This is a genomic window from Pseudonocardia alni (assembly GCF_002813375.1).
In the GTDB taxonomy this organism is placed as follows: domain Bacteria; phylum Actinomycetota; class Actinomycetes; order Mycobacteriales; family Pseudonocardiaceae; genus Pseudonocardia; species Pseudonocardia alni.
Map to the genome: position 1 here is coordinate 3,053,759 of NZ_PHUJ01000003.1, position 20,572 is coordinate 3,074,330.

The 20,572-nt window shown below is 74.5% G+C and carries 24 protein-coding genes and 1 pseudogene; 14 read left to right on the plus strand and 11 right to left on the minus strand.

The features are described from left to right. The first annotated feature begins 1 nt into the window (after position 1). Entirely contained in the window at positions 2-868 is an 867-nt protein-coding gene (gene sigJ / locus ATL51_RS15100; RefSeq protein ID WP_100878957.1) for an RNA polymerase sigma factor SigJ, read from the plus strand. 372 nt (positions 869-1,240) lie between these two features. Here the strand turns inward: sigJ and ATL51_RS15105 are convergent, their stop codons facing one another. Continuing rightward, positions 1,241-2,248, minus strand: coding sequence for an AraC family transcriptional regulator (locus tag ATL51_RS15105; RefSeq protein WP_100880725.1), 1,008 nt, complete (start codon positions 2,246-2,248; stop codon positions 1,241-1,243). A 134-nt stretch (positions 2,249-2,382) separates the two neighbouring features. Here ATL51_RS15105 and ATL51_RS15110 point away from each other — a divergent pair, with 134 nt between their 5' ends. The 3 genes from ATL51_RS15110 to ATL51_RS15120 all read left to right on the plus strand — a co-directional run bounded on the left by ATL51_RS15110 (position 2,383) and on the right by ATL51_RS15120 (position 4,079). Next, positions 2,383-3,246 carry an NmrA family NAD(P)-binding protein gene (locus ATL51_RS15110; protein WP_157818370.1) on the plus strand — a complete coding sequence of 288 codons (864 nt, stop codon included), beginning with the start codon at positions 2,383-2,385 and terminating at the stop codon, positions 3,244-3,246. Further along, positions 3,243-3,662, plus strand: a complete 420-nt coding sequence (locus tag ATL51_RS15115; protein WP_100880726.1) for an anthrone oxygenase family protein — start codon at positions 3,243-3,245, stop codon at positions 3,660-3,662. The genes ATL51_RS15110 and ATL51_RS15115 overlap by 4 nt, the downstream gene beginning before the upstream one ends. 138 nt (positions 3,663-3,800) lie before the next feature. Next, a complete protein-coding gene (locus ATL51_RS15120; RefSeq protein ID WP_062398562.1) occupies positions 3,801-4,079 on the plus strand; it encodes a hypothetical protein in 279 nt (92 codons plus the stop codon). A 66-nt stretch (positions 4,080-4,145) separates the two neighbouring features. Here the strand turns inward: ATL51_RS15120 and ATL51_RS15125 are convergent, their stop codons facing one another. The 3 genes from ATL51_RS15125 to ATL51_RS15130 all read right to left on the minus strand — a co-directional run bounded on the left by ATL51_RS15125 (position 4,146) and on the right by ATL51_RS15130 (position 7,944). Beyond that, positions 4,146-5,615 carry a peptide MFS transporter gene (locus ATL51_RS15125; RefSeq protein WP_100878959.1) on the minus strand — a complete coding sequence of 490 codons (1,470 nt, stop codon included), beginning with the start codon at positions 5,613-5,615 and terminating at the stop codon, positions 4,146-4,148. A 116-nt stretch (positions 5,616-5,731) separates the two neighbouring features. After that, a complete protein-coding gene (locus ATL51_RS28240) occupies positions 5,732-6,775 on the minus strand; it encodes a hypothetical protein (RefSeq protein WP_157818371.1) in 1,044 nt (347 codons plus the stop codon). Between the two features lie 176 nt (positions 6,776-6,951). Beyond that, a complete protein-coding gene (locus ATL51_RS15130; RefSeq protein WP_100878960.1) occupies positions 6,952-7,944 on the minus strand; it encodes a Gfo/Idh/MocA family protein in 993 nt (330 codons plus the stop codon). 125 nt (positions 7,945-8,069) lie between these two features. Here ATL51_RS15130 and ATL51_RS15135 point away from each other — a divergent pair, with 125 nt between their 5' ends. Then, the gene (locus ATL51_RS15135; RefSeq protein ID WP_073575959.1) at positions 8,070-8,480 is read left to right on the plus strand and encodes a VOC family protein; all 411 of its coding nucleotides are present in this window, start codon (positions 8,070-8,072) and stop codon (positions 8,478-8,480) included. A gap of 139 nt (positions 8,481-8,619) precedes the next feature. Here the strand turns inward: ATL51_RS15135 and aroQ are convergent, their stop codons facing one another. From aroQ to ATL51_RS15150, 3 genes are read right to left on the minus strand one after another with little or no spacing between them, the layout of a single operon-like run. After that, entirely contained in the window at positions 8,620-9,093 is a 474-nt protein-coding gene (aroQ, locus tag ATL51_RS15140; protein WP_208623158.1) for a type II 3-dehydroquinate dehydratase, read from the minus strand. Between the two features lie 4 nt (positions 9,094-9,097). Further along, on the minus strand, positions 9,098-9,766 hold the full coding sequence (locus tag ATL51_RS15145) for a response regulator transcription factor (protein ID WP_073575961.1): 669 nt from the start codon (positions 9,764-9,766) through the stop codon (positions 9,098-9,100). Beyond that, positions 9,763-11,166, minus strand: a complete 1,404-nt coding sequence (locus ATL51_RS15150) for a sensor histidine kinase (RefSeq protein ID WP_208622992.1) — start codon at positions 11,164-11,166, stop codon at positions 9,763-9,765. The genes ATL51_RS15145 and ATL51_RS15150 overlap by 4 nt, the downstream gene beginning before the upstream one ends. 168 nt (positions 11,167-11,334) lie before the next feature. Between ATL51_RS15150 and ATL51_RS15155 the strand changes: the two genes are divergently transcribed. From ATL51_RS15155 to ATL51_RS29705, 4 genes are read left to right on the plus strand one after another with little or no spacing between them, the layout of a single operon-like run. Next, complete coding sequence (locus tag ATL51_RS15155; RefSeq protein ID WP_083658687.1) at positions 11,335-11,901, plus strand: DUF1707 SHOCT-like domain-containing protein; 567 nt, start codon at positions 11,335-11,337, stop codon at positions 11,899-11,901. Then, on the plus strand, positions 11,898-12,407 hold the full coding sequence (locus ATL51_RS15160; RefSeq protein ID WP_100878962.1) for a hypothetical protein: 510 nt from the start codon (positions 11,898-11,900) through the stop codon (positions 12,405-12,407). Before ATL51_RS15155 ends, ATL51_RS15160 begins: the two co-directional genes overlap by 4 nt. Positions 12,408-12,427: 20 nt before the next feature. Continuing rightward, entirely contained in the window at positions 12,428-12,754 is a 327-nt protein-coding gene (locus ATL51_RS29700; RefSeq protein WP_073575964.1) for an ArsR/SmtB family transcription factor, read from the plus strand. Then, on the plus strand, positions 12,744-13,232 hold the full coding sequence (locus ATL51_RS29705; RefSeq protein WP_100878963.1) for an SRPBCC family protein: 489 nt from the start codon (positions 12,744-12,746) through the stop codon (positions 13,230-13,232). Before ATL51_RS29700 ends, ATL51_RS29705 begins: the two co-directional genes overlap by 11 nt. A 52-nt stretch (positions 13,233-13,284) precedes the next feature. Here the strand turns inward: ATL51_RS29705 and ATL51_RS15175 are convergent, their stop codons facing one another. After that, positions 13,285-13,785, minus strand: a complete 501-nt coding sequence (locus tag ATL51_RS15175; RefSeq protein WP_073575966.1) for a DnaJ family domain-containing protein — start codon at positions 13,783-13,785, stop codon at positions 13,285-13,287. Positions 13,786-13,858: 73 nt separating this feature from the next. Here ATL51_RS15175 and ATL51_RS15180 point away from each other — a divergent pair, with 73 nt between their 5' ends. From ATL51_RS15180 to ATL51_RS15190, 3 genes are all read left to right on the plus strand, one after another. Next, positions 13,859-14,512 carry a nuclease-related domain-containing protein gene (locus ATL51_RS15180; RefSeq protein WP_157818372.1) on the plus strand — a complete coding sequence of 218 codons (654 nt, stop codon included), beginning with the start codon at positions 13,859-13,861 and terminating at the stop codon, positions 14,510-14,512. Between the two features lie 58 nt (positions 14,513-14,570). Continuing rightward, a complete protein-coding gene (locus ATL51_RS15185; protein ID WP_100878965.1) occupies positions 14,571-16,667 on the plus strand; it encodes a chorismate-binding protein in 2,097 nt (698 codons plus the stop codon). Positions 16,668-16,887: 220 nt separating this feature from the next. Continuing rightward, positions 16,888-17,805 carry an alpha/beta hydrolase gene (locus tag ATL51_RS15190; protein WP_100880728.1) on the plus strand — a complete coding sequence of 306 codons (918 nt, stop codon included), beginning with the start codon at positions 16,888-16,890 and terminating at the stop codon, positions 17,803-17,805. On the opposite strand, the gene ATL51_RS29045 is transcribed toward ATL51_RS15190, so the two are convergent. Continuing rightward, a complete protein-coding gene (locus ATL51_RS29045; RefSeq protein ID WP_208623221.1) occupies positions 17,806-18,132 on the minus strand; it encodes a hypothetical protein in 327 nt (108 codons plus the stop codon). Further along, a pseudogene (locus ATL51_RS29890) lies at positions 18,099-18,530 on the minus strand (alpha/beta fold hydrolase); the annotation flags it as partial. The gene ATL51_RS29045 and the pseudogene ATL51_RS29890, both read right to left, overlap by 34 nt. 20 nt (positions 18,531-18,550) lie before the next feature. On the opposite strand from ATL51_RS29890, the gene ATL51_RS15200 reads away from it, so the two are divergent. Next, positions 18,551-19,159, plus strand: coding sequence for a class I SAM-dependent methyltransferase (locus ATL51_RS15200; protein ID WP_100878966.1), 609 nt, complete (start codon positions 18,551-18,553; stop codon positions 19,157-19,159). On the opposite strand, the gene ATL51_RS15205 is transcribed toward ATL51_RS15200, so the two are convergent. Beyond that, positions 19,149-20,000, minus strand: a complete 852-nt coding sequence (locus ATL51_RS15205) for an alpha/beta fold hydrolase (protein WP_100878967.1) — start codon at positions 19,998-20,000, stop codon at positions 19,149-19,151. The two genes, ATL51_RS15200 and ATL51_RS15205, sit on opposite strands and share 11 nt — an antisense overlap. Before the next feature lie 57 nt (positions 20,001-20,057). Here ATL51_RS15205 and ATL51_RS15210 point away from each other — a divergent pair, with 57 nt between their 5' ends. Then, positions 20,058-20,528 carry a MarR family winged helix-turn-helix transcriptional regulator gene (locus ATL51_RS15210; protein WP_100878968.1) on the plus strand — a complete coding sequence of 157 codons (471 nt, stop codon included), beginning with the start codon at positions 20,058-20,060 and terminating at the stop codon, positions 20,526-20,528. Positions 20,529-20,572 lie beyond the last annotated feature (44 nt).

The window sequence follows — 20,572 nt, forward strand, 5'->3', positions numbered from 1 at the left end:
GGTGGACCCGCTCGCCGAGTTCGACCGCCACCGCGGCCTGCTGTTCGCCGTCGCCTACGAGATCCTCGGGAGCGTCGCCGATGCCGAGGACGTGCTGCAGGACAGCTGGCTGCGCTGGTCGGCCACGGCGCACGACGAGGTGGGGAACCCGCGGGCGTACCTGGCGCGGGTGGTGTCGCGGCAGGCGCTGAACCGGCTGCGCACCGTCGCCCGGGCCCGGGAGACCTACCCCGGACCGTGGCTGCCCGACCCGCTGCCGACCGGCGACGACGGCGCCGCCGACCGCGCCCTGCGCACCGACGACGTGACCGTCGCGATGCTGCTCGTGCTGGAGACCCTCGCCCCGGAGGAGCGTGCGGTGTTCGTGCTGCGGGAGGCCTTCGGCACCGGCTACGACGAGATCGCCGCCGCGACCGGGCGCCCGGTCGCCACGGTCCGGCAGATCGCGTACCGGGCGCGCGAGCACGTGCGGGCCCGCCGGCCGCGCTTCACCGTGCCCCCGGACCGGGCCCGGCGGGTGGCGGAGGCGTTCGTCGGGGCGGCGCTGGGCGGCGACGTCGCGGCGCTGACCGCGTTGCTGGCCCCCGAGGTCGTCTCGCTCGCCGACGGCGGCGGCGCGGTGTCGGCGGCCCGGCGCCCGATCCGCGGGGCGGAGAAGGTCGCCCGGTTCCTCGTCGGGCTGGCGGCGCGGCCGCTGCCGGGCGCGCTGACCGGCGCCGCGGAGTTCAACGGGCTCCCCGCGGTGGTGGTGCGCGGGCCGGACGGCGTCGACAGCGTCGTGCTCGTCGAGGTGTCCGAGGTGGACGGGGCCGACCTGGTCACCGCGGTCTACGCGGTGCGCAACCCGGAGAAGCTCGCCCACCTGTGAGCACCTGGGCCCGGGGCGCAGGCCGACGGCGCCTCGGGCTCTCTCCGGCCGTCTCGCGCGCACGCTAGAGAAGCGCAGACCACCCGAGCGAGCAGGCGCGCGTAGCACCCTCTAGCCCTGTCTCGGGTCGTTCCGAGAGAAGCGCAGACGAGTACATCGATCGTCGATCCGTCTCTGTACCGCTTTCTCTCACGAACACTAGACACCGTCATACGACAGCATCGACACACGAGCATGCCGTCGCATACCGCCGTCTAGAACGGTCGCGAGAGATCCGGATACGGGACGATCGACCTGATGCTCTGCTCCTCTCCCGGTCGCGTCGTCGCAGCGTAGCAGCCCTGTGTCGAACGTGTGTGCGAGGGCCCGGAGTCAGCTCCGGAAGGCGGCGAGGGCGTCGGCCGTGCCCGCGAGCCCGTGCCGGCGCACCCGTCCGGCGGGCTCCCCGACGACCCGCGAGAAGGCCCGTGCGAACGCCGCCTCGGACCGGTAACCGAACCGGTGGGCCGCCTGCGCCACCGTCCCACTCCCCCCTGACAGGAACTCGGCGGCGGCGTGCATCCGCCACCGGGTCACATAGCCCATCGCGGACTCGCCGACGAGTTCGGTGAACCGGGCGGAGAACGCCGACCGCGACATGGCCGCCGTCGCGGCGAGCGCGGCGACGGTCCAGTCCCGCTCCGGCTCGCGGTGCACCGCGGCGAGCGCGCGGCCGATCCGGTCGTCGGCGAGCGCGCCGAGCCAGCCGGTACGGGTGGCCGCGTCGGCCTGCAGCCGGCCGCGCACCGCCTGCAGGACCAGCACGTCGGCCAGCCGGGTGATCACCGCGTCGCTGCCGGGGCCGCCGTGCTCGACCTCCTCGGCCAGCAGCCGCAGCGTGTCCTGCACCCGGTCCCCGATCGGGGACGGCTCGACCCGGACGAGGTCGGGCAGGCTCGCGACGAGGTCGCCCGCGGCGGGGTGGGAGAACCGGACCGCGCCGCACACCATCCGGGTCACCGGACCGTCGCCGCCGTGCCGGAGCAGGGCGTAGCGCCCGTCGAGCATCGGGTGCGGGATCGACCGGATGTCCGGGGCGGACACACCGGGCGCACTGCGCAGCGCGTGCCCGGTCCCCCGCGGCACGACGACGAGCTCGCCGGGGCGCAGCTCGCGGTCGGCTCCGTCCCCGGCCCCGTCCCGGCCGCCGGCGCCGTCGACGGTGAGCCGGCACCCGCCGGAGGTGACGACGTGGAACCAGAGGCAGCCCGGCGTCGGCGGCAGCGTCATCCCCCACGGCTCGCCGAGCTCGGAGCGGCAGTAGAAGACGCCGTCCATCCGCAGCACGTGCAGCGCCTCCCCGAGCGGGTCGGCGGCCGGGAACGGAGGGGCGGTGGACACGGTGCACAGCATGACAGTCCGTCCACAGCTCATCCCCACCTGTGGACGGATGAGCATCAGTTATGGATTCACAGCCATTCTGCGTCCGGCCGATGGCGGTGATCGTGGACGGACACCGACGAGAGAGGTTCGACATGATCACCGTGCTGGGTGCGACCGGGAACGTGGGATCGCAGGTCGTCCGGGAGCTGACCGCGGCCGGGGTGGACGTCCGCGCCGTCGCGCGCCGCCCGGCCGTCGCCGCGCCGGGCGTGCGGCCGTGGCCCGGCGACCTGGGCGACCGGGCGTTCCTGCGCCGGGCGTTCGACGGCGCGGCCGCCGCGTTCGTCCTGCTGCCGTTCGACGTCACCGGACCCGACCACGCCGCTCACCAGGCCCGGCTCGGGGAGTCGGTCGTCGCCGCGCTGCGGGACGCGGCCGTGACCCGGGTCGTCGCGCTGAGCTCGCTCGGGGCGGAGGTCCCGGGCGGCCCCGGCCTCGCCGCGACCGGGTACCTGGGCAGCCTGCACGACCAGGAGGCCCGGCTGGCGACGCTCGACGCGCACGTCACCCGGGTCCGGCCGGGCCTGTTCCTGGAGTCGTTCCTGTGGTCGGCCGACGCCATGCGGGCGCACGGGGTGCACGCCGACTCGGTCGACCCGGACGTCGCGCTGCCGATGGTCGCCACCCGCGACGTCGGCCGGGCCGCCGCCGCGGCCCTGCTCGACCCGGACGCACCGGACGTCGTGGAGGTGCAGGGTGCGGCGGACCGGACGGTGCCCGACGTCGTCGCCGCGCTCGGGCCCGCGTTGGGCCTGCCGGACCTGGCCTACGTGCGCGTCCCGGACGGGGAGATGGAGCGGCTGCTGCGCGGGGCCGGACTGTCCGCCGACGGGGCGCGGCTGCACGTCGCGATGAACCGGGCGTTCAACGAGGGCCGGGTCCGGGCGCACGGCCCGCGGGGCGCCGCCGACGGCGTGCTGACCGTCGAGGAGTGGGCGGCGGGGGTGGCGGGATGACCGGCGTCCTCGACGGAGCCGCTCTCACCGGGGCGGGCCTGCTCGGCGGGGTCTACCTGGCGTTCTCGGTCGCAGTGCTCCCCGCCCTGCGTCGTCGCCCCGCCGCGGAGGCGGTCACGGTGATGCGCGGGGTGAACCGGGTGATCGTGAACCCGGTGTTCGGGACACTGTTCGCCGGCACCGCACTGCTCGCCGGCGCGGTGACGGTGGCCGGGGCACTCGGCGGGCAGCCCCTGCGGATCGCGGGCGGGGTCGCGGTGCTGGCCGGCTTCGCCGTGACCGCCGCGGTGAACATCCCGCTCAACAACGCCCTGGAGCGCGACGGCGACTGGGCCGCGTTCGCCCCGCGGTGGAGCGTCGCGAACCACCTCCGGGGGGCGTTCTCGGCACTCGGTGTGGTCCTGCTGCTGCCCTGAGTCGAACGTGTGTGCGACATCTCGGGGACCCGCCTGGCGCCTGCCGGTGCGGGCGGGGCACGCTGGTCGCCGCGCCCGCTCCCCCGGGTGCGGACCGGCCGTCGCCCGCGACGGCTCCGCAGCGACGACCGGGGGAGCATGAACACCCACGAACGACGGCGGCTGGCCGCCCTGCGCACCGACCGCGAGACGGTGCTCGCCGCCGCGGCCGCGCTGCGGCACGAGGCCGTGCAGGCGCGCTACGCCGGGCTCAGCCGCCCCGAGATCGCGTTCGGGCTGGCCTCGGTGCTGGAGATGCTGGCGATGCGGATCGCCGACCAACCCCCGGACGTCCGCGCGCACGTCGTGCGGATCGCCCGGGAGATGGCCGGCGACACGATGGACTCACCGACGATCCGGCGCACCCGTCGTCGGTGATCCACCGGAGTTGTCCACAGGTGTGTGCACAGCTGGGGACGGATCGAACCGGTGTTCGACCGGGGCCTAGCGGACGCCCTCCATCAGGACCTTCAGCTTCGGCACGAGCACGAGCACCCCGATGCCGACGACGATCGCAGCGGCCCCGGTGATGCCGAAGTACGCGGCTTCGTTCTCCTCGCTGTAGAAGTCGGCCAGGACTCCGGCGAGCACCGATCCCATCGAGACCGACAGGAAGAACAGGGCCACCATCTGGGTGCGGAACGCGGCCGGAGCCAGCTTCGTCGACAGCGATTGACCGACTGGAGAGGTGAAGAGCTCTCCGATGCAGAACACCAGCAGGATCCCGGCGACGGCCAGCATCGGGGTGCCGTTGGCCCCGGTACCGGCCAGTGGCACGAACAACAGGAAGCCGACACCGATGATGATCGTGCCGAGCGCCATCTTCGCCGGCGACGCCGGCTGACGCGGGCCGAGCTTGGTCCACACCGCGGCGAACACTCCGGCCAGCAGCACGACGAACAGTGGTTCGATCGCCTGGACGGAGCCGGCCGGGATCTCGAACAGACCGAATACCGAGCGGTTCAGTCGTTCGTCCGCGTAGATCGTCAGTACGGTGAAGATCTGCTGGAAGATCGCCCAGAAGACAGCGCTGGCGATCCACATCGGCAGGAAGGCCAGCACACGGCGGCGCTCGACCCGGTTCACCCTGGAGCTGGTCAGCATCACGGAGAAGTAGGCGATCGTGGCGACCGCGACGACCCCGGTGACGATGTAGTCCAGGCGACCCGCCGTGATCACCCCGGTGACCGTGAGGACCAGCAGCACGACGACGACGGCCGCGCCGATCAGCCCGGCGCGGGTCCGCTGCGAGGCCGGGAGCGGGTTGGGCGGGAGCTTGCCCTCCGCCGGAAGGCTCCGGCGGAAGAACGCGTACTGGGCCAGACCGATCGCCATGCCGAGCGCGGCGAGACCGAACCCGATGTGGAAGCTCTCCGCCCGGGTCTGCACGACCGGGGTGAGGATCTGTCCGAGCAGAGCGCCGATGTTGACGCCCAGATAGAAGATCGAGAACCCGGCGTCGCGGCGGTCGTCACCCTCGCCGTAGAGCATCGCGACGATCGTCGACGCGTTCGCCTTGATCCCGCCGCTGCCGAGCGCGACGAGGACGAGACCACAGGCCAGCCCTGCTCCGCCCGGCAGGAGCGCCAGCGCGATGTGCCCGGCCATGACCGCCACCGCGCTGCCGAAGAGGACATGCTCCGGACCGAACAGCCGATCGCCGAGCCACGCGGCGAGGATCGTCGAGAGGTAGACGGTTCCGCCGTAGGCTCCGACGACTCCGGCCGCGACTCCCTGGTCGTAGCCGAGGCCACCGGCGGTGACCTCGTAGTACATGTAGTACAGCAGGATCGCCTGCATGCCGTAGAAGGAGAACCGTTCGAACATCTCGACGCCGAAGAGCGTCGCGAGCTGAACGGGGTGACCGAGAAAGGTCCTCTCCCGGCGCTGAGGGTTGGTCGTGGTGTCGGACACCCGCCCGGTCTACCCTCGGAGTTTCATCAGGTAAAGATCGAACACCCGACTGATGCCTCACAGCCACCCGAGGTCCCCTACCACCGCCGCGGGTACGCCGCCGGCGAGCTACCCGGTCATGGCACAGCCTTGCACGGCATGCAGACCGTGATCGGCTTCGTGCAACAGCCGTCGACTGTTGCGGCGCAGCCCGCGATGCACGCCGCACAGGCGATATAGCCTGCTTTTCCTTTTGCATTCTTGCACGAGGCACAGCTGGCGCACCCCGCACACACCTTGAGGTCGATCGCACCACACCCGGGGCCGTCGTACATCGTTGTCGTACTACACGTTCCACACTTTCCCTGCACTTCTGCCGGATGCAGTTCAACGAGCCCAGCCCCGCTCACCGCCATCGCTTTCATCACGAGGACGTCATTGCCCTGCTTCTGCCACATCGCATAATCTCGATGGCCCGCACCCTGAACTCCTGAGAATTCTCGCGCCACTAGCACACGGGCGTCGTCCGCCGCGAGCGCAGTCACCGTCATCTCTCCACCGCCTCGGAGCCTATGACGTGCCCCCTGCACCGCCACGGGCTGAAAGGTGAACGAGTCCATTCCAGCGCGCGTCATCAGCAGTCGGAAGTCGGAATCGACCGCGAGGCGATCCATTGCACCGGAGAGGTAGCCGGACGGGAGATCGTGGTATCCGGCGGACTGCAGTGCGGTGGTTCCGGCTGCAAGTCGGCGAACAGGAGCACCCGCCGTCGAGTTGATCAGTCTCGGCGAGGCCACGGCCGTCACCGCTACCGCTCCGCCTACACAGGCGGCCCTGAGGAAGCCTACTCTGGACAGGCCGGCCTGATCAGAGCGGCGACTCGTTCGCTCACCGAGGGCAAGAACAACTCGCCCGGCACGACGAAATCCAAGAAGACGAGTCAGAGTCGCCACCATCCCGGCGCCGATATGACACCGAACCCCTTCTTCATCGACCTGGATGAGAGTCGGTCTCCATGGGGGATTCTTGCCGTAGAACGCGCTTCGCAGGTCCTTGACCATCGGATCCGCGAGCGGCACGACTTCGATCTCTGACGCAATCTCGTTCGAGACTACTTCACTGATCCTGGCGCAGCGACCGCACGACGAGTCAAATGCAAGGAAGAAATGGACGGGAGCCATGGCAACCACTTTCACCTCGACGACGACTCGCCCCCGACGCTAGGGGCCCACCATGTCGACCCGCAATCACGAGACCCGCTGGGACACCATCGAATGAATCTGTGTCTTTCTATTGAATGACATCGATGTCACCGTGAATGGACCGACAGGATCCCGTCCGCATGCTGGTCAGCGGATCACCTGAGATCCGCCGGTCCCTCCTCCGGGACCATCCCGACCCGGTCGGCGACGGCGGCCATGACGTCCTGGACGGCGACGGTGTCCGCGAGCGGCATGACCGGGCTCTCCGTCTCTCCCGCCGCGACCCGGCGGGTCACCTCCTCGATCTCGTGCGCGTAGCCGCGCCCGGTGGCCGGCAGCACGATCTCCTCGGGGTCGGCGCCGTGCCGGCGCACCACGATCCGGTCCGGGTGGTGGAAGCGCGGCGGCACCTCGATCCAGCCCTCGGTGCCGATCACCCGGGCCGAGCCGGGCATCGCGCACTGCAGGCTGACCTGCAGTGCGGCGCTGCGGCCGTCGGGCCAGCCGAGCAGGATCGACTCCTCCAGGTCCACACCGGACGGCGTCAGCGCACCGCTCGCCGCGACCGTGCCCGGACTGCCGAGCAGCATCTGGGCGAAGGAGACCACGTAGACGCCGAGGTCGAACAGGGCGCCGCCGCCGAGCTCCGGGGAGAAGAACCGGTCGTCGGCCCCGGAGCGGTTGCGCACGCCGAGATCGGCCTGCACGGAGCGGACCTCCCCGATCGCGCCCTCGGCGACGAGCTCGCGCAGCCGGACGACGGCCGGGAAGAACCGCGTCCACATCGCCTCCATCACGAACACGCCGCGGTTGCGGGCGGCCGCGGCGATCTCGCGGGTCGCGACGGAGCTGACCGTGAACGCCTTCTCGATCATCAGGGCCTTGCCCGCCTCGATCGCGGCCAGCGCGATCGCGCGGTGCTGCGGGTGCGGGGTGGCGACGTAGAGGACGTCGACGTCCGGGTCGTCGAGGATCGCGCGGTAGCCGGTGTGCACCCGGTCGACGCCGTGCCGGCGGGCGAAGTCGGCACCGCGTTCCGCGGAACGCGACGCGACGGCGACGAGCTCGGCGCCGGGCACGTGCGCGAAGTCCGGTGCGACGGCGTCGGCGATGCGGCCGGGCCCGATGATTCCCCACTTCACGGTCATGCCCCGATCCTGCCCGGAGCCCGGCCGAAGTTCCCGGCGCACGACCGATGAGTCCGGTCACCGCCCCCGGTCCACCCCTTCGAACGGCACCGGGACCCCGGCGCCACCGTCCACAGGAGCCCCCGATGCCGAACATGATCTTCGTGAACCTGCCGGTCAGCGACCTGGACGCCGCGAAGGCGTTCTACTCCGCGCTCGGCTTCACCCTGAACGAGCAGTTCTCCGACGAGCGCACCGCCTCGTTCGTCGTCAGCGACGCCATCGTCGTCATGGTGATGGCGGAGGACCGGTTCCGGGAGTTCACCGAGCAGCCCGGTGTCGCCGACCCGCGGACCGCTCGCGAGGTCATCAACGCCTTCGGCGTCGAGAGCCGCGACGACGTCGACCGGCTGATCGACGCCGGTCTGGCCGCGGGCGGGACGCTTTCCGGTAAGACCGAGGACCACGGCTTCATGTACGGCCGCGGCATCGACGACCCGGACGGGCACCACCTCGAGTTCGTCTGGATGGACGCCGCGGCCCTCGCCGGGGAGTGATCCCCGCCCGGTCCGTCACCGCCGTCCGAGGGGTGCAGCGACGGACCGGGCCGATCGGCGCCGGCCCCGGTCGGCGTCCGGTCGGACGGCGCAGGATCCGGCGGCGCACCGGCCGGGCAGCACAGCGGCGACGGGCGGTTCAGACGGCGCGCAGCGGGCGCACCTTGCGGACCAGCCCGTCGATGGCGAGCGCGTAGCCGTCGACGCCGAATCCGACGACGATCCCGGCCGCCACCGGCGAGACGAACGAGTGGTGCCGGAAGGTCTCGCGGCCGTGCACGTTGGAGATGTGCACCTCGACCGTGGGGAGCTCGGCGCCCTCGATCGCGTCGTGCAGCGCGACCGAGGTGTGGGTGTAGGCGGCGGCGTTGAGGACCAGGCCGACCGCGTCGGCGCGCTTCACCGCGGCGCCGGCCTCGTGGATCCAGTCGACGAGGACGCCCTCGTGGTTGGTCTGGCGGAAGTCCAGCTCGAGGTGGTGCGCGGCGGCCGACTCCCGGCACAGCGCCTCGACGTCGGTGAGCACGGTCGTCCCGTACACCTCCGGCTTGCGGGTCCCGAGCAGGTTGAGGTTCGGGCCGTTGAACACGAAGACGGTGGTCACGCCCGCGATCCTCTCAGCCGCGCCAGCCGGGGCGGACCAGGCCCGACTCGTAGGCCAGCACGACCAGCTGCGCGCGGTCCCGGGCGCCGAGCTTGGTCATCGTGCGGCTGACGTGGGTCTTCGCCGTCGTCGGGCTCATGTGCAGGCGGGCGGCGATCTCGTCGTTGGACAGCCCGGCCGCGACCTCGGCGAGGACCTCCCGCTCGCGGTCGGTGAGCTCGCCGAGCCGGACCGCGCCGTCGGGGCCGCCCCGGGAGCGCGCCGCGAACTCGGCGATCAGGGTGCGGGTGACCGCCGGGGCGAGCAGAGCCTCCCCGCTGTGGACGACCCGGATGGCGTGGATGAGGTCGGCCGGTTCGGAGTCCTTGACCAGGAACCCGCTGGCGCCGCCGCGGATCGCGTCGAAGACGTAGGAGTCGTCGGTGAAGGTGGTCAGGACGACCACCCGGGTGTCGGCGAGGTCCGGGTCGTCGGTGATCTCCCGGGTCGCGGTGATGCCGTCGGTGCCGGGCATGCGGATGTCCATGAGGACGACGTCCGGGTGATGCTCGCGAGCCGCGGTGACGGCCTGTGCGCCGTCGGCGGCCTCGGCGACCACGTCCAGGTCGGGCTGGGAGCCGAGCAGGGCGCGGAACCCGGAGCGGACGAGCGCCTGGTCGTCGGCGAGCAGGACGCGGATCACCTGTCGGCTCCCGGGGTCGCGGGGCGGTCGGGGACGTGGGCCCGCCCGGGGCGGTCGGTCGCCCCGGGGGCCCCGGCCCGTCCGGTCGGGTCGGCCGGAGCGGGTTGCGCGGGGGAGCGCCCGGCCGGGGCGGAGCCCGGGGCGGCGGAGCCCGGGGCCACAGGGTCCGGGGCGGCAGGGTCCGGGGCCACAGGGTCCGGGGCGGCAGGGTCCGGGGCGGCAGGGTCCGGGGCGGCAGGGTCGGCCGGCGGCGCGGGCAGGTGGGCGCGCACCCGGAAGCCCCGCTCCGGGCCCGGCCCCGCCTCCAGGGTCCCGCCGACCGAGCGCGCACGCTCGCGCATGCCGGTCAGCCCCGTGCCGTCCACCGCGCCGGGCGCCGGGCCGGCACCGTCGTCGTCGACGGTCAGGTCCAGCGCGTCGTCGCCGAAGCGCAGGGTGACCACCGCGCCGCCGGCCCCGGCGTGCCGACGCGTGTTGGTCAGCGACTCCTGCACGATCCGGTACGCCGCCAGGTCGACCCCGGTCGGCAACGGTCGCGGGGTCCCCCCGGTGCCGCGGCGCACCGGCAGCCCCGCGGCGCGCACCTCGTCGAGCAGCGCGTCGAGCCGGTCCAGGCCGGGGGTGGGCGCCCGCGGGGCCTGCTCGTCGACCCCACGCAGCACGCCGAGGGTGGAGCGCATCTCGCGCAGCAGGTCGCGGCTGGCCCGCTTGATCTCGGTGAGCGCGCTGCGGGCCTGCTCCGGGTCGTCGTCCATCAGGTAGAGCGCGACCCCGGCCTGCACGTTGATCAGGGAGACGTGGTGGCCCAGTACGTCGTGCAGCTCCTGGGCGATGCGCAGCCGCTCGGCGTCGGCGCTGCGCCGACGCTCGGCCTCGGCGGCCCGCCGGGCCTGCGCCGTGCGCTCGCGCCGGACCCGCCAGAGGGCGCCGCCCGCGACGAGCGCCGCCAGCCAGGCCAGGACCGGCGCGGTCGCCGGCCACGGGATCGGCCGCCCGGTCACGAGCAGCCACCCGGTCAGCACGGCCGGCGCGACGGCCACCACCGCGAGCGCGCGGTGGTGGCGCCCCGCGGCGACCGCCGACACCAGCGCCACGGCGAACGCGAACCCGAGCGGCCCGATCGGCGGGTACCCCAGGCCCAGGTAGACGACGACCGCGGCCGCGCACACCGCGAGCGCCACGACCCGGTTCAGGTGCCGGAACAGCAGCGCGACCGGCCCCATCGCGAGCAGTGCGGCGGCGAGCCCGTCGAGCGGGAGTGCCGTCGCGTCCGGGTCCGGGTACTGCGCGCTGCGGACGGCGTAGAACGCCGTCCCGCCCACGGTGAACAGGCCGACGACCAGCGCGGGGACGATGATCCGCGCGATCCCGCCCCACCTCGGACGTCGGTCGGCGGGCACGCGGGACACCGTAGACCGGGGCACCGACAGCGGTCGTCGTCCGGACGGTGACCGGTGCCGTACACCCGCGGGAGTACAGGGGCGGCCGCTCCTTCCCCGGGGGCGGCAGCGGGATCGGCGACCGCGGACGGACGCGCGCGACCCCCCGGCACCACGACGCTGGCCGTCATGACAGCGACTCCGGACACCCGTCCCGCACCCGGACCGGCCACCGCCCCGGCACCGGCCACACCGTCCCCCGCCACCCCGACCCCGGCCGACGCGATCCCGGCCGCGACCGCGCCCACGGCGACGACCGCAGGCGGTCTCCCGCCCCGGTCCGACGCCGTGCTCGCCTCGGACGCCGAGCGCGAGTACGTCACCGCCCGGCTGCGGACGGCCGCCGCCGAGGGGCGCCTGACCCTCGCCGAGTCCGACGAGCGGCAGGCCGCCGCCTACGCCGCCCGCACCCGCGACGAGCTCGTCCCGCTGCTCGCCGGGCTGCCCCGCCCGCCGCGGCCGCGTCGCCCCCGGCGCGGTCCGCTCACCCCCCGCGCGCAGCGCAACCTGCGGATCCACGCCGGGGTGACCGTCGCTGTGCTGCTCCTGCTGGTCCTGGGCGCTGTGCTCGGCCCGGCGCCGCTGTTCGTCCCGATCGGGCCGGCGTTCTGGCTGGGCCTGATCCTGTTCGTGCACTCCCGGCGGGCCGAGCGCGAGGCGTCGCCGGACGAGGAGCTGCCCGAGGAGCTGCGGTGACCGCCGTCGCCGAGCGGGCCGGACGGACCGCACCACGGCGGCTCGCCCGGCGCCCGCGGGCCGCGCTGCGGACGGTGCACGTGCTGGTCGCGGTGGCCTGGACCGGCGCGTCGCTGGTGATGCTGGTGCTGCCCGTGGCGGTGCTGCTGCGGGGCAGCGACGCCGGGTTCGCCGTCGCGGTGATGGGCACCGTCGGGAACGGGATGATCCCGTTCCTCGCCGTCGGCACCGTCCTCAGCGGGGCGGCCCTCGGCCTCGGAACGGCGTGGGGGCTGTTCCGGTACCGCTGGGTCGTCGCGAAGACCGTGCTGGCGCTGGCGGTGATCGTCTCGTCGGTCGCGCTCACCACCGGGTGGGTCGACGCCGCCGCGGTCGGGGACCGGTCGGTCCTGCCGCTGCTGGTCGCGGCGTCGGTGCTGCACCAGGTGATGCTGCTGGGCGCGACGGTGCTGTCGGTGGAGAAGCCCGGCGGACGACTGTCCCGGCAGCGGTTGACAGGCAACTGATTGGTTGCATAATTGGCCGCGTGACCGACGTGGACGCCGTCTTCCGCGCACTCGCGGACCCGACGCGACGGCGCATCCTCGACCGGTTGCACGAGCAGGGCGAGTCGACGCTCGGCGCGCTGTGCGAGGGACTGGACATGAGCCGGCAGGCCGTGTCCAAGCACCTCGCTCAGCTGGAGGCGGCCGGGCTGGTGACGACCCTGCGTCGCGGCCGGGAGAAGCTCCACCACCTCGACCCGGTCCCCATCCAGGAGATCCACGACCGGTGGATCGGGAAGTTCGAGCGCAGCCGGGTGCAGGCGGTCACCGCCCTGCGCGCGGCGCTGGAGGAGCACGATGAGCAGTGAGCGCAGGTTCGTCTACACGACCTACATCCGCAGCACCGCCGAGCAGGTGTTCCGGGCGCTGACCACGCCCGCGTTCACCATGCAGTACTGGGGCGGCGCGGAGCTGACCTCGGACTGGCGGGTCGGGAGCCCGCTGGAGGCGGTCCACCCCGACCGCGACGACTTCATCGGCGAGATCCTCGCCGTCGAGCCGCCGCACCGGCTGTCCTACACCTTCACCGGGCCGGCGGAACAGGCCGCGGGACGGCCGCCGACCGTCGTCGAGTTCAGGCTCTCCCCGTTCGGCGAGGAGGCGGTGAAGCTGCAGGTCGTCCACACCGGTTTCACCGACGACGAGCAGGGCGCGCAGGACGCCCGCGACGTGGGCGAGGGCTGGCCCGCGATCCTGTCCGCGCTCAAGACGCTGCTGGAGACCGACCGGCCGCTGGCCTCCCCCGGTCACTTCGCGCCACGGACACCGGCGACGCCCGCCCGGTGAGTCCGCACGCGGACCTGTCGCCCCGGTGGTCTCCGGGGCGAGGCCCGACGGCTCAGCGGCCGAACAGGCGTGCCCACCAGCCACGGCGGGACCCCGGCGCGGTCTCCGCGGTGGCGGGCGGCGGCGCGGCGGGCCGGGCGGCGGCCCGTCGCCGCTCCCGGGCCGCGTGCCAGCGCGCGACGACCTCGTCGGCGTCGAGTCTGCGGATCGGCACGCGCGGGCCCATCGGATGGCGCATGTGGTCGACGACCCGGGAGTTGACCTCCTCGACGTGCTCGCGCACGCGGCGCTCGTCGACGAAGCGGGTGACGGTCTCGTCGATCCGGTCCAGCTCCCTGCGCAGCTGGAGCGACGGCGGCAGCATCGCGTCGCCCGGGACGCCCTCCCGCTCCAGGTAGCCGCGGATCCACCAGTTCTCGTCGACCGGGCCGATCCGTCCCGCGCCGGGCAACGGCTTGCCCTTGCCGGGCAGGTCGTCGAAGTCGCCCCGCTCGACGGCCTCCCGGATCGTCCGGTCGACCGGTGACTCGAACCGCGGGTCCACACCGTTCATGGCTGCACCACCCCGTCGCGAGGTTACCGGCGACCGCCCTTTCCTGTCGGTGGTCGGGTGCACACTCCGCGCCATGACGACGACACCCGCGACGACCCCCACCACCGACCGTTCCCGCGCGCTGGACCTGGCGCGCCACTACCCCGGCCGGCGGGTGGGGCACGTCGCCGCGCAGCAGCGGAGGGCGGGATTCCCCGACCGCAACTGGCGCCTCGGCGCCGACGGCGAGCAGCGCACCGCGCACCTGCTGACCGCGCTCACCGGGCGGACCCGACGGGACCGGCTGCTCGGCAGGCCCCCGGCATGGCAGGTCCTGCACTCGGTCCCGCTCGACGGCGGCGCCGCCGACCTCGACCACGTCCTGATCGGGCCACCCGGCATCTGCGTCGTCGACACCCGCCACCACCGCGGCCGCTCCCTGCTCCTCGACGGCGATCGGCTGGTCGTCGCGGGGACGGCCACGGACGCGGTGCCGCGGGCCCGGGCCGAGGCGCAGCGGGTCCGCGAGCTGTTGCTCCCCCGGCTCGGGGCCGCCGCGTCGACGCCGGTCCGCCCGGTGATCGCGCTGGTCGGGGCCCCGCTCCGGGTGCGCCGTTGGCCCGACGACGTCGTGGTCGCCACCGAGGGCGCGCTGGTGTACGCCCTGCGCGGGCTGACCCCGGTGCTCGGCCCGCGGGAGGTGGAGCGGATCCACGCCGTCGCCCGGCGCCCGGAGAGCTGGGGGTGAGGCGTGCGCCGGGTCACGGTGCCTTCCCCGCGCGGGGCCGGATCAGCATGCTCTCCCGGTGACCTCGACCGCCCCGGCCCGGACCGGGCTGCACCGTGTCCCGGTCCCGGACGGTGTCGCACCGTCCGGGGTGGCGGCGGCGGTGCGCCGGCTCGCCCACCGGCCGTGGCTGGTCGCCTTCGGCGGGAGCTGGTCGTGGGGGGCACTGGTCGCCACCGAGCCGGTGCTCACCGCACCGGACGGGGCCGACCCGTTCGCCGTGCTGGACGCGCCGCCACGGTCCGCGGGCCCGGCGGCGAGCCCGGGCGCCGGGACCGCCGGGGCCGTCGGAGGCGGCTGGTTCGGGCTCCTGGACCATGCCCCGCCCGGTGTGCGGCCGACGGCGGTGCTGTCCTGGTACCGCGACGTGCTGCGGCACGACGGCGAGCGCTGGTGGTTCGAGGCGCTGGTCGCCGGCGGAGCCCCGCTGCCGGGCCTGCCGGACGACCCCGGTGCGGTGCACCCCGACACCGGCTCGGCCGAGCGCCGGTACACGCAGCTGTGCGCCGACCTCGCCCGCCCGGCGCCGGACCGGACGGCCCGGATCGCGGTCACCCGGTGGCCCGACCGCGACGCGCACCTGGCCGCGGTCGAGCGGTGCGTCACCGAGATCCGCCGCGGCGAGATCTTCCAGGCCAACATCGCGACCCGGCTGGAGGTGCGGCTCGACGGCGACCCGCACGAGGCGTGGGCCCGGCTGGTCGAGCCGGTCGCACCGGCCCGCGCCGCGCTCGTCGTGACGCCGGAGCGGGCCGCGGTGGGCGCGAGCCCGGAGCTGTTCCTGCACCGTGCCGGGGACCGGGTCACCACCGCGCCGATCAAGGGCACCCGGCCGCGCACCGGTGGCGACGCCGACGACGCCGAACGCGCGCGGCTCGGCGCATCGGTGAAGGACGCGGCCGAGAACGTGATGATCGTCGACCTGATGCGCAACGACCTGGCCCGGGTCGCACGGCCCGGCGGGGTGCGGCCGGGGCGGCTGCTCGCCGTCGAACCGCATCCGGGGGTGTGGCACCTGGTGTCGCGGGTGCACGCGACGCTGCGCGACGACGTCACCGACGCCGACCTGCTCATCGCCACGTTCCCGCCGGGCTCGGTCACCGGCGCGCCGAAGATCCGGGCCTGCGAGGTGATCGCCGACTGCGAGGACGGCGACCGTGGGCTGTTCACCGGCGCCGTCGGCGGGGTGAGCCCGCTGGCCGGACTGGAGCTGAACGTCGCGATCCGCACCCTCGACCTCGGCCCCGCCGGGCCCGACGGCAGCCGAAGCGGCCGGCTCGGCGTCGGCGGGGGCATCACCGTCGACTCCGACCCGGCGGAGGAGTTCGGCGAGGTCCTGACCAAGGCCGCCCCGGTCCTGGCCGCGCTGGACGGCCCGCCCCGGCCGGTCCGGCCGCCCGTCGCCCGGCCCGCCGACCGGGCCGCGGGCCTGTTCGAGACGCTGGCCTGCGTCGACGGCCGGGCCCGCCGGGTCGGCGAGCACGCCGCTCGGCTGCGCCGCTCCTACCTCGCGGTCACCGACCGCCCCCTCGACGCGCGGGTCGAGACCGACGTCGCCGCGGCCGTCGCGGGGGCGGCCGGGCACCACCGGGTCCGGGTCGAGGCGACGCCGGACGACCCGTTGCGGGTCACCGTGCGCGCGGTCCCCTGGTCCGGACCGGTCCCGCTCGACGCCCAGGGCGGGGTGGTGGCCGTCGTCCGGCGCGGCACCGACGGCGAGTCCCACAAGTTCGTCGACCGCCGCTGGCTCGACGCCCACGAGGCCGAGGTCGGCGACGGTTCGCCGCTGCTGTGCGACCCGGCGGGCCTGGTGCTGGAGACGACGCGTTCCGCCGTCGCCGCCGTGCACCGGGGGCGGCTGTGGGTCCCCCCGCTCGACGGCCGCATCCTGCCCGGCACCGGCCGCCGCGCGCTGCTCGACCTGCTGGGCCCCGGCGCCGCGCGGATCGCCTCGCTGCCGCTGGCCGCGCTCACCGGGGCCGACGGGTTCCTGCTGGTCAACGCGCTGCGCGGGGTGCAGTGGGTGCGCCGGGTCGAGGACGACGGCCACACCGTCGCCGCCTGGACCGCCCCGGACCCGCTGACCCGCCGTCTCGCCGCGGCGCTGTCGCGCTGACCGGGCGTCGCGCCACCACACCCCCGGGCAACCGCCGGTGCCGCCCCGCGGTCCCCGCCCGGCACCGGGCCGCGGAACCGCGACCGGCGGCGCGACCGTCAGCGCCCCGTCGGCCACGGACCGCACGACCTCGCACCGGTTCCCCGCACCTCGCAGCCCGTACAGACGGCGCGAGGTCCTCGAGGTGTGCGAGGTCGGCCCGCACCGGCAGGATCGGGTCGTGAGCACCGACCGGATCGCCGCCGAGCTGCGTCGCCCCCTGCGGTGGGTCCCACCGATCCCGCTGCACCGCCCCCGGCTGCTGCGCCTGCTGCAGCGGCTGTCCCGGCGCGGCAGGCCCGCCACCGTCGACGGGGTCCGGTCCACCACCCACGCGGGCCCGCCGCTGCTGCGCGTGCACGTCCCCGACCACCGCACGACCCCCGCGGCGCTGCTGTGGTTCCACGGCGGCGGCCTCGTACTGGGCTCCCCCATGATCGACGACGTGCGGTGCGGCGAGCTCGCCGCGGACCTGGGGATCGTCGTCGTCTCGGTGGACTACCGGCTCGCGCCCGGTGACCCGTTCCCGGCCGCGCTCGACGACTGCCACGCCGGCTGGACCTGGCTGCGGGACGCCGCCGGCCGGCTGGAGGTCGACCCGGCGCGGATCGCCGTCGGCGGGGCGAGCGCCGGGGGCTGCCTGGCCGCCGCGCTGGTCCAGCGCCTGCACGACGAGGGCGGACCGCAGCCGGTCGCGCAGTGGCTGGTCTACCCGATGCTCGACGACCGCACCGCCGCCCGTCGCGAGCTCGACCGGCCCCCGCACCGGGTGTGGAACAACCGCAACAACGAGGTCGGCTGGCGCGCCTACCTGGGGCGCCCGCCCGGGACCGGCGAGCCCGCCCCGTACGCGGTGCCCGCCCGTCGCGCCGACCTGTCCGGGCTGCCGCCCGCGTGGATCGGCGTCGGCGACGTCGACCTGTTCCACGACGAGGACATCACCTACGCGCGGCGGCTGCGCGAGGCCGGGGTGCCGGTCGAGCTCGACGTCGTGCCCGGCGCCCCGCACGGCTTCGACGGCTGGGGCAAGGGCGTCGCGATCGCCGACGACTTCACCGGGCGCTCGGTCGCCTGGCTGCGCCGCGCGCTCGGCAGCTGATCACCCGGCCAGGTCCAGCAGCAGCGCGACCAGCTCGCGGGGCCGGTTCTGCGGCACCAGGTGGTGGGTGTCGATCTCGGCGTAGCACCAGGCGTCGGAGGTCCGGGCACGGTCGGCGGCCGCGGTGAACGCCCCGCCCGCGACGTCCTCCCGGGTGGCCCGTACGAACGTCCGGCCGCACGGCCACTGCTCCAGCGGCCGGGACAGCCGCACCGGCTCGGTGAACGTGCGGACCGGCTGCGGGGAGCGCCGCGGCGCCGACCACGCGGCCTCGGCCGGGTCGTCGTAGTGCCGCTCCGGGCCCGGGACCAGCCACGACGACCCCACGACGACCCCAGTCCCGGTGCGCCCGGCGCCGGCACCGCGCCGGCGAGGCCGGGCGCCAGGTCCAGCGCGGACTCGCCGTCGGCGGGGACGAACGCGTCGAGGTAGACCAGCTCGCGGACCCGGTCGCCGATCTCGTCGAGCGCCCCGGTGACGACCATGCCGCCGTAGGAGAACCCGAGCAGGACGATGTCGCGCAGGTCCTCGTAGAGCACGGCGTCGACCACGTCGCGCACATGGACGGACAGGTCGATCCACGGCCCGGCCAGGTGCGAGCGCTCCCCGATGCCGGTGAGCGCGGGCGTCACCACGTCGTGGCCGGCCGCGCGCAGCAGCGGACGCACCAGGTGGAAGGAGTGGGCGCCGCCCCAGGCGCCGTGGACCAGCACGAACGTCGTCATGACGGCAGACTTCCACGACGATGAGCGATTTCCCCGACGGCTTCTTCGACCGCGCCGACCAAGTCGACGACCGCGAGTTCTACCTGCCCCCGCGCTTCGTCCAGCACATCGACGAGGGCGCGATCGCCGCCGCGTCGGCGTTCTACGACGAGATCGGCACCACCGGCCGGGTGCTGGACCTGATGTCGTCGTGGGTGTCGCACCTGCCGCACCGCCCGGAGCACCTGACCGTGCTGGGCATGAACCGGGCCGAGCTCGCCGCCAACGAGATGGCCCACGAGGCCGTCCGCCACGACCTCAACGCCGACCCGGTGCTCCCCTTCGCCGACGCCGCGTTCGACGCCTGCGTCTGCACCGTCTCGGTCGACTACCTGACCGACCCGGTCGCGGTGTTCGCCGAGGTGGGACGGGTGCTGGTGCCGGGCGGGGTGTTCGCCGCCACGTTCTCGAACCGCTGCTTCCCGACCAAGGCGGTCCGCGGCTGGCTCGCCTCAGACGACAGGACGCGGGTCGCGATCGTCGGCGAGTACTTCCGGCGCAGCGGCGCGTTCGACACCCCGGCGGCCCGTGACTGCGGCGCACCCGGGGACCCGCTGTACGCGGTGTGGGCCCGCACCCCTACCGGCTGACGAAGTCCAGCACCGCCCGCTCGAACTCCGGCGGACGCTCCATGTTCGGGTAGTGCGCGGTCCCACCGATCTCGCCGGGGCTGCCGTCCGGGACGGCGGCGACCGTGTCGGCGACGATCCGCCGGTGGTCGTCGGAATCGAGGGCGCCGACGAGACCGAGCAGCGGCACCGGGAACGCGCCGGCGCGCTCGGCGGCGTCGTCGAGGAAGCCGATCGGGCCCGGGGGCGCGGCCGGGTCCGCGGGCAGGTGGTGGGACAGCAGGTCGACCGCCATCAGCCGGATCTCGGCGAGGACGGCCGGGTCCACGTCGGCCTCCGTGCGGAACGGGCCGGGCACGAACTCCAGGAACACCCGGACCCAGCGCTCGGCGTCGAGGTCCAGGCGCGCCTGCTCCCAGCGCGCCATGGTGTCGACCGTCCACGGGTCGGTCCACACCGGCTCGCCCGCCCCGGCGCCGCACAGCACGACCCGGTCGACGAGGTCCGGGCGTTCCAGCGCGGTGTCGAACGCGACCCGCGCCCCCATCGACAGTCCGACGAGCGCGACCGGCCCGGCGTCGAGGTGCTCCAGCAGCGCGGCGAGGTCGGCGTGCGGCCGGTAGCCCTGCGGGCCGGGCGTCGACGACGCGCCGTGCCCGCGGGCGTCCGGCACCACGACCCGGTGCCGGGCGGACAGCGGCCCGATCTGACGCGACCACATCCGCCCGTCGACGGCACCCCCGTGCAGCAACACCAGCGTCGGGCGCCCGTCCGGGTGCGGGCCGGTGTCGCGGTAGGCGATCCGGCCGTCCTCCACGGGCAGGAACGTCGGGACGGTGACCTGGGCGAGGGCGAGCGTCATGACAACCAAGGTGTCATCATTCGGACACCATGACAACCCAGGTGTCATACTCGGAGGGTGCCCGACATCGACGACACCGCCGAGAAGCTGGCCGAGGTCTACGTACTCGTGGGCCCCCTCTACCGGCGGGTGCTGCGCGAGGTCGAGGAGTCCGCGCCGGACAACCGGGTCTCGGCAGGCGTGCGCGCGGTGCTCGACCAGCTCCGGCGGCACGGCCCGATGACCGTGCCCGGGATCGGGCGGTCGCAGTCGCTCAGCCGGCAGTTCGTGCAGCGGATGGTCGACGACGCGCTGGCCGCCGGGCTCGTCGAGCGGGCGGACAACCCGCGGCACCGGCGGTCCCCCCTGATCGTGCCGACGCCGGCCGGGCGCGCGGTGATCGACGAGGTCGTCGGGCGGGAGCACGCGCGGCTGCGCGCGGTCGCCGGACACCTCGACCCCGCCGACGTCGACGCGACGCTGCGGGTACTCACCGCGATGGTCGCCGACCTGACCGAGATCGAACCGGAGATCGAACCCGGGCATTGACCCCCTCGGCCCCGTGACGCACGATCCGATCGAGATCGACCCCT

What these genes read in the sequence shown, in the direction of transcription:
- ATL51_RS15110 (WP_157818370.1), top strand. Translation starts at nt 2,383, where the DNA reads ATGATCACCGTGCTGGGTGCGACCGGGAACGTGGGATCGCAGGTCGTC.
- ATL51_RS15115 (WP_100880726.1), top strand. Translation starts at nt 3,243, where the DNA reads ATGACCGGCGTCCTCGACGGAGCCGCTCTCACCGGGGCGGGCCTGCTC.
- ATL51_RS15120 (WP_062398562.1), top strand. Translation starts at nt 3,801, where the DNA reads ATGAACACCCACGAACGACGGCGGCTGGCCGCCCTGCGCACCGACCGC.
- ATL51_RS28240 (WP_157818371.1), bottom strand. Translation starts at nt 6,775, where the DNA reads ATGGCTCCCGTCCATTTCTTCCTTGCATTTGACTCGTCGTGCGGTCGC.
- ATL51_RS15130 (WP_100878960.1), bottom strand. Translation starts at nt 7,944, where the DNA reads ATGACCGTGAAGTGGGGAATCATCGGGCCCGGCCGCATCGCCGACGCC.
- ATL51_RS15135 (WP_073575959.1), top strand. Translation starts at nt 8,070, where the DNA reads ATGCCGAACATGATCTTCGTGAACCTGCCGGTCAGCGACCTGGACGCC.
- ATL51_RS15155 (WP_083658687.1), top strand. Translation starts at nt 11,335, where the DNA reads ATGACAGCGACTCCGGACACCCGTCCCGCACCCGGACCGGCCACCGCC.
- ATL51_RS29705 (WP_100878963.1), top strand. Translation starts at nt 12,744, where the DNA reads ATGAGCAGTGAGCGCAGGTTCGTCTACACGACCTACATCCGCAGCACC.
- ATL51_RS15175 (WP_073575966.1), bottom strand. Translation starts at nt 13,785, where the DNA reads ATGAACGGTGTGGACCCGCGGTTCGAGTCACCGGTCGACCGGACGATC.
- ATL51_RS15180 (WP_157818372.1), top strand. Translation starts at nt 13,859, where the DNA reads ATGACGACGACACCCGCGACGACCCCCACCACCGACCGTTCCCGCGCG.
- ATL51_RS15200 (WP_100878966.1), top strand. Translation starts at nt 18,551, where the DNA reads ATGAGCGATTTCCCCGACGGCTTCTTCGACCGCGCCGACCAAGTCGAC.
- ATL51_RS15205 (WP_100878967.1), bottom strand. Translation starts at nt 20,000, where the DNA reads ATGACGCTCGCCCTCGCCCAGGTCACCGTCCCGACGTTCCTGCCCGTG.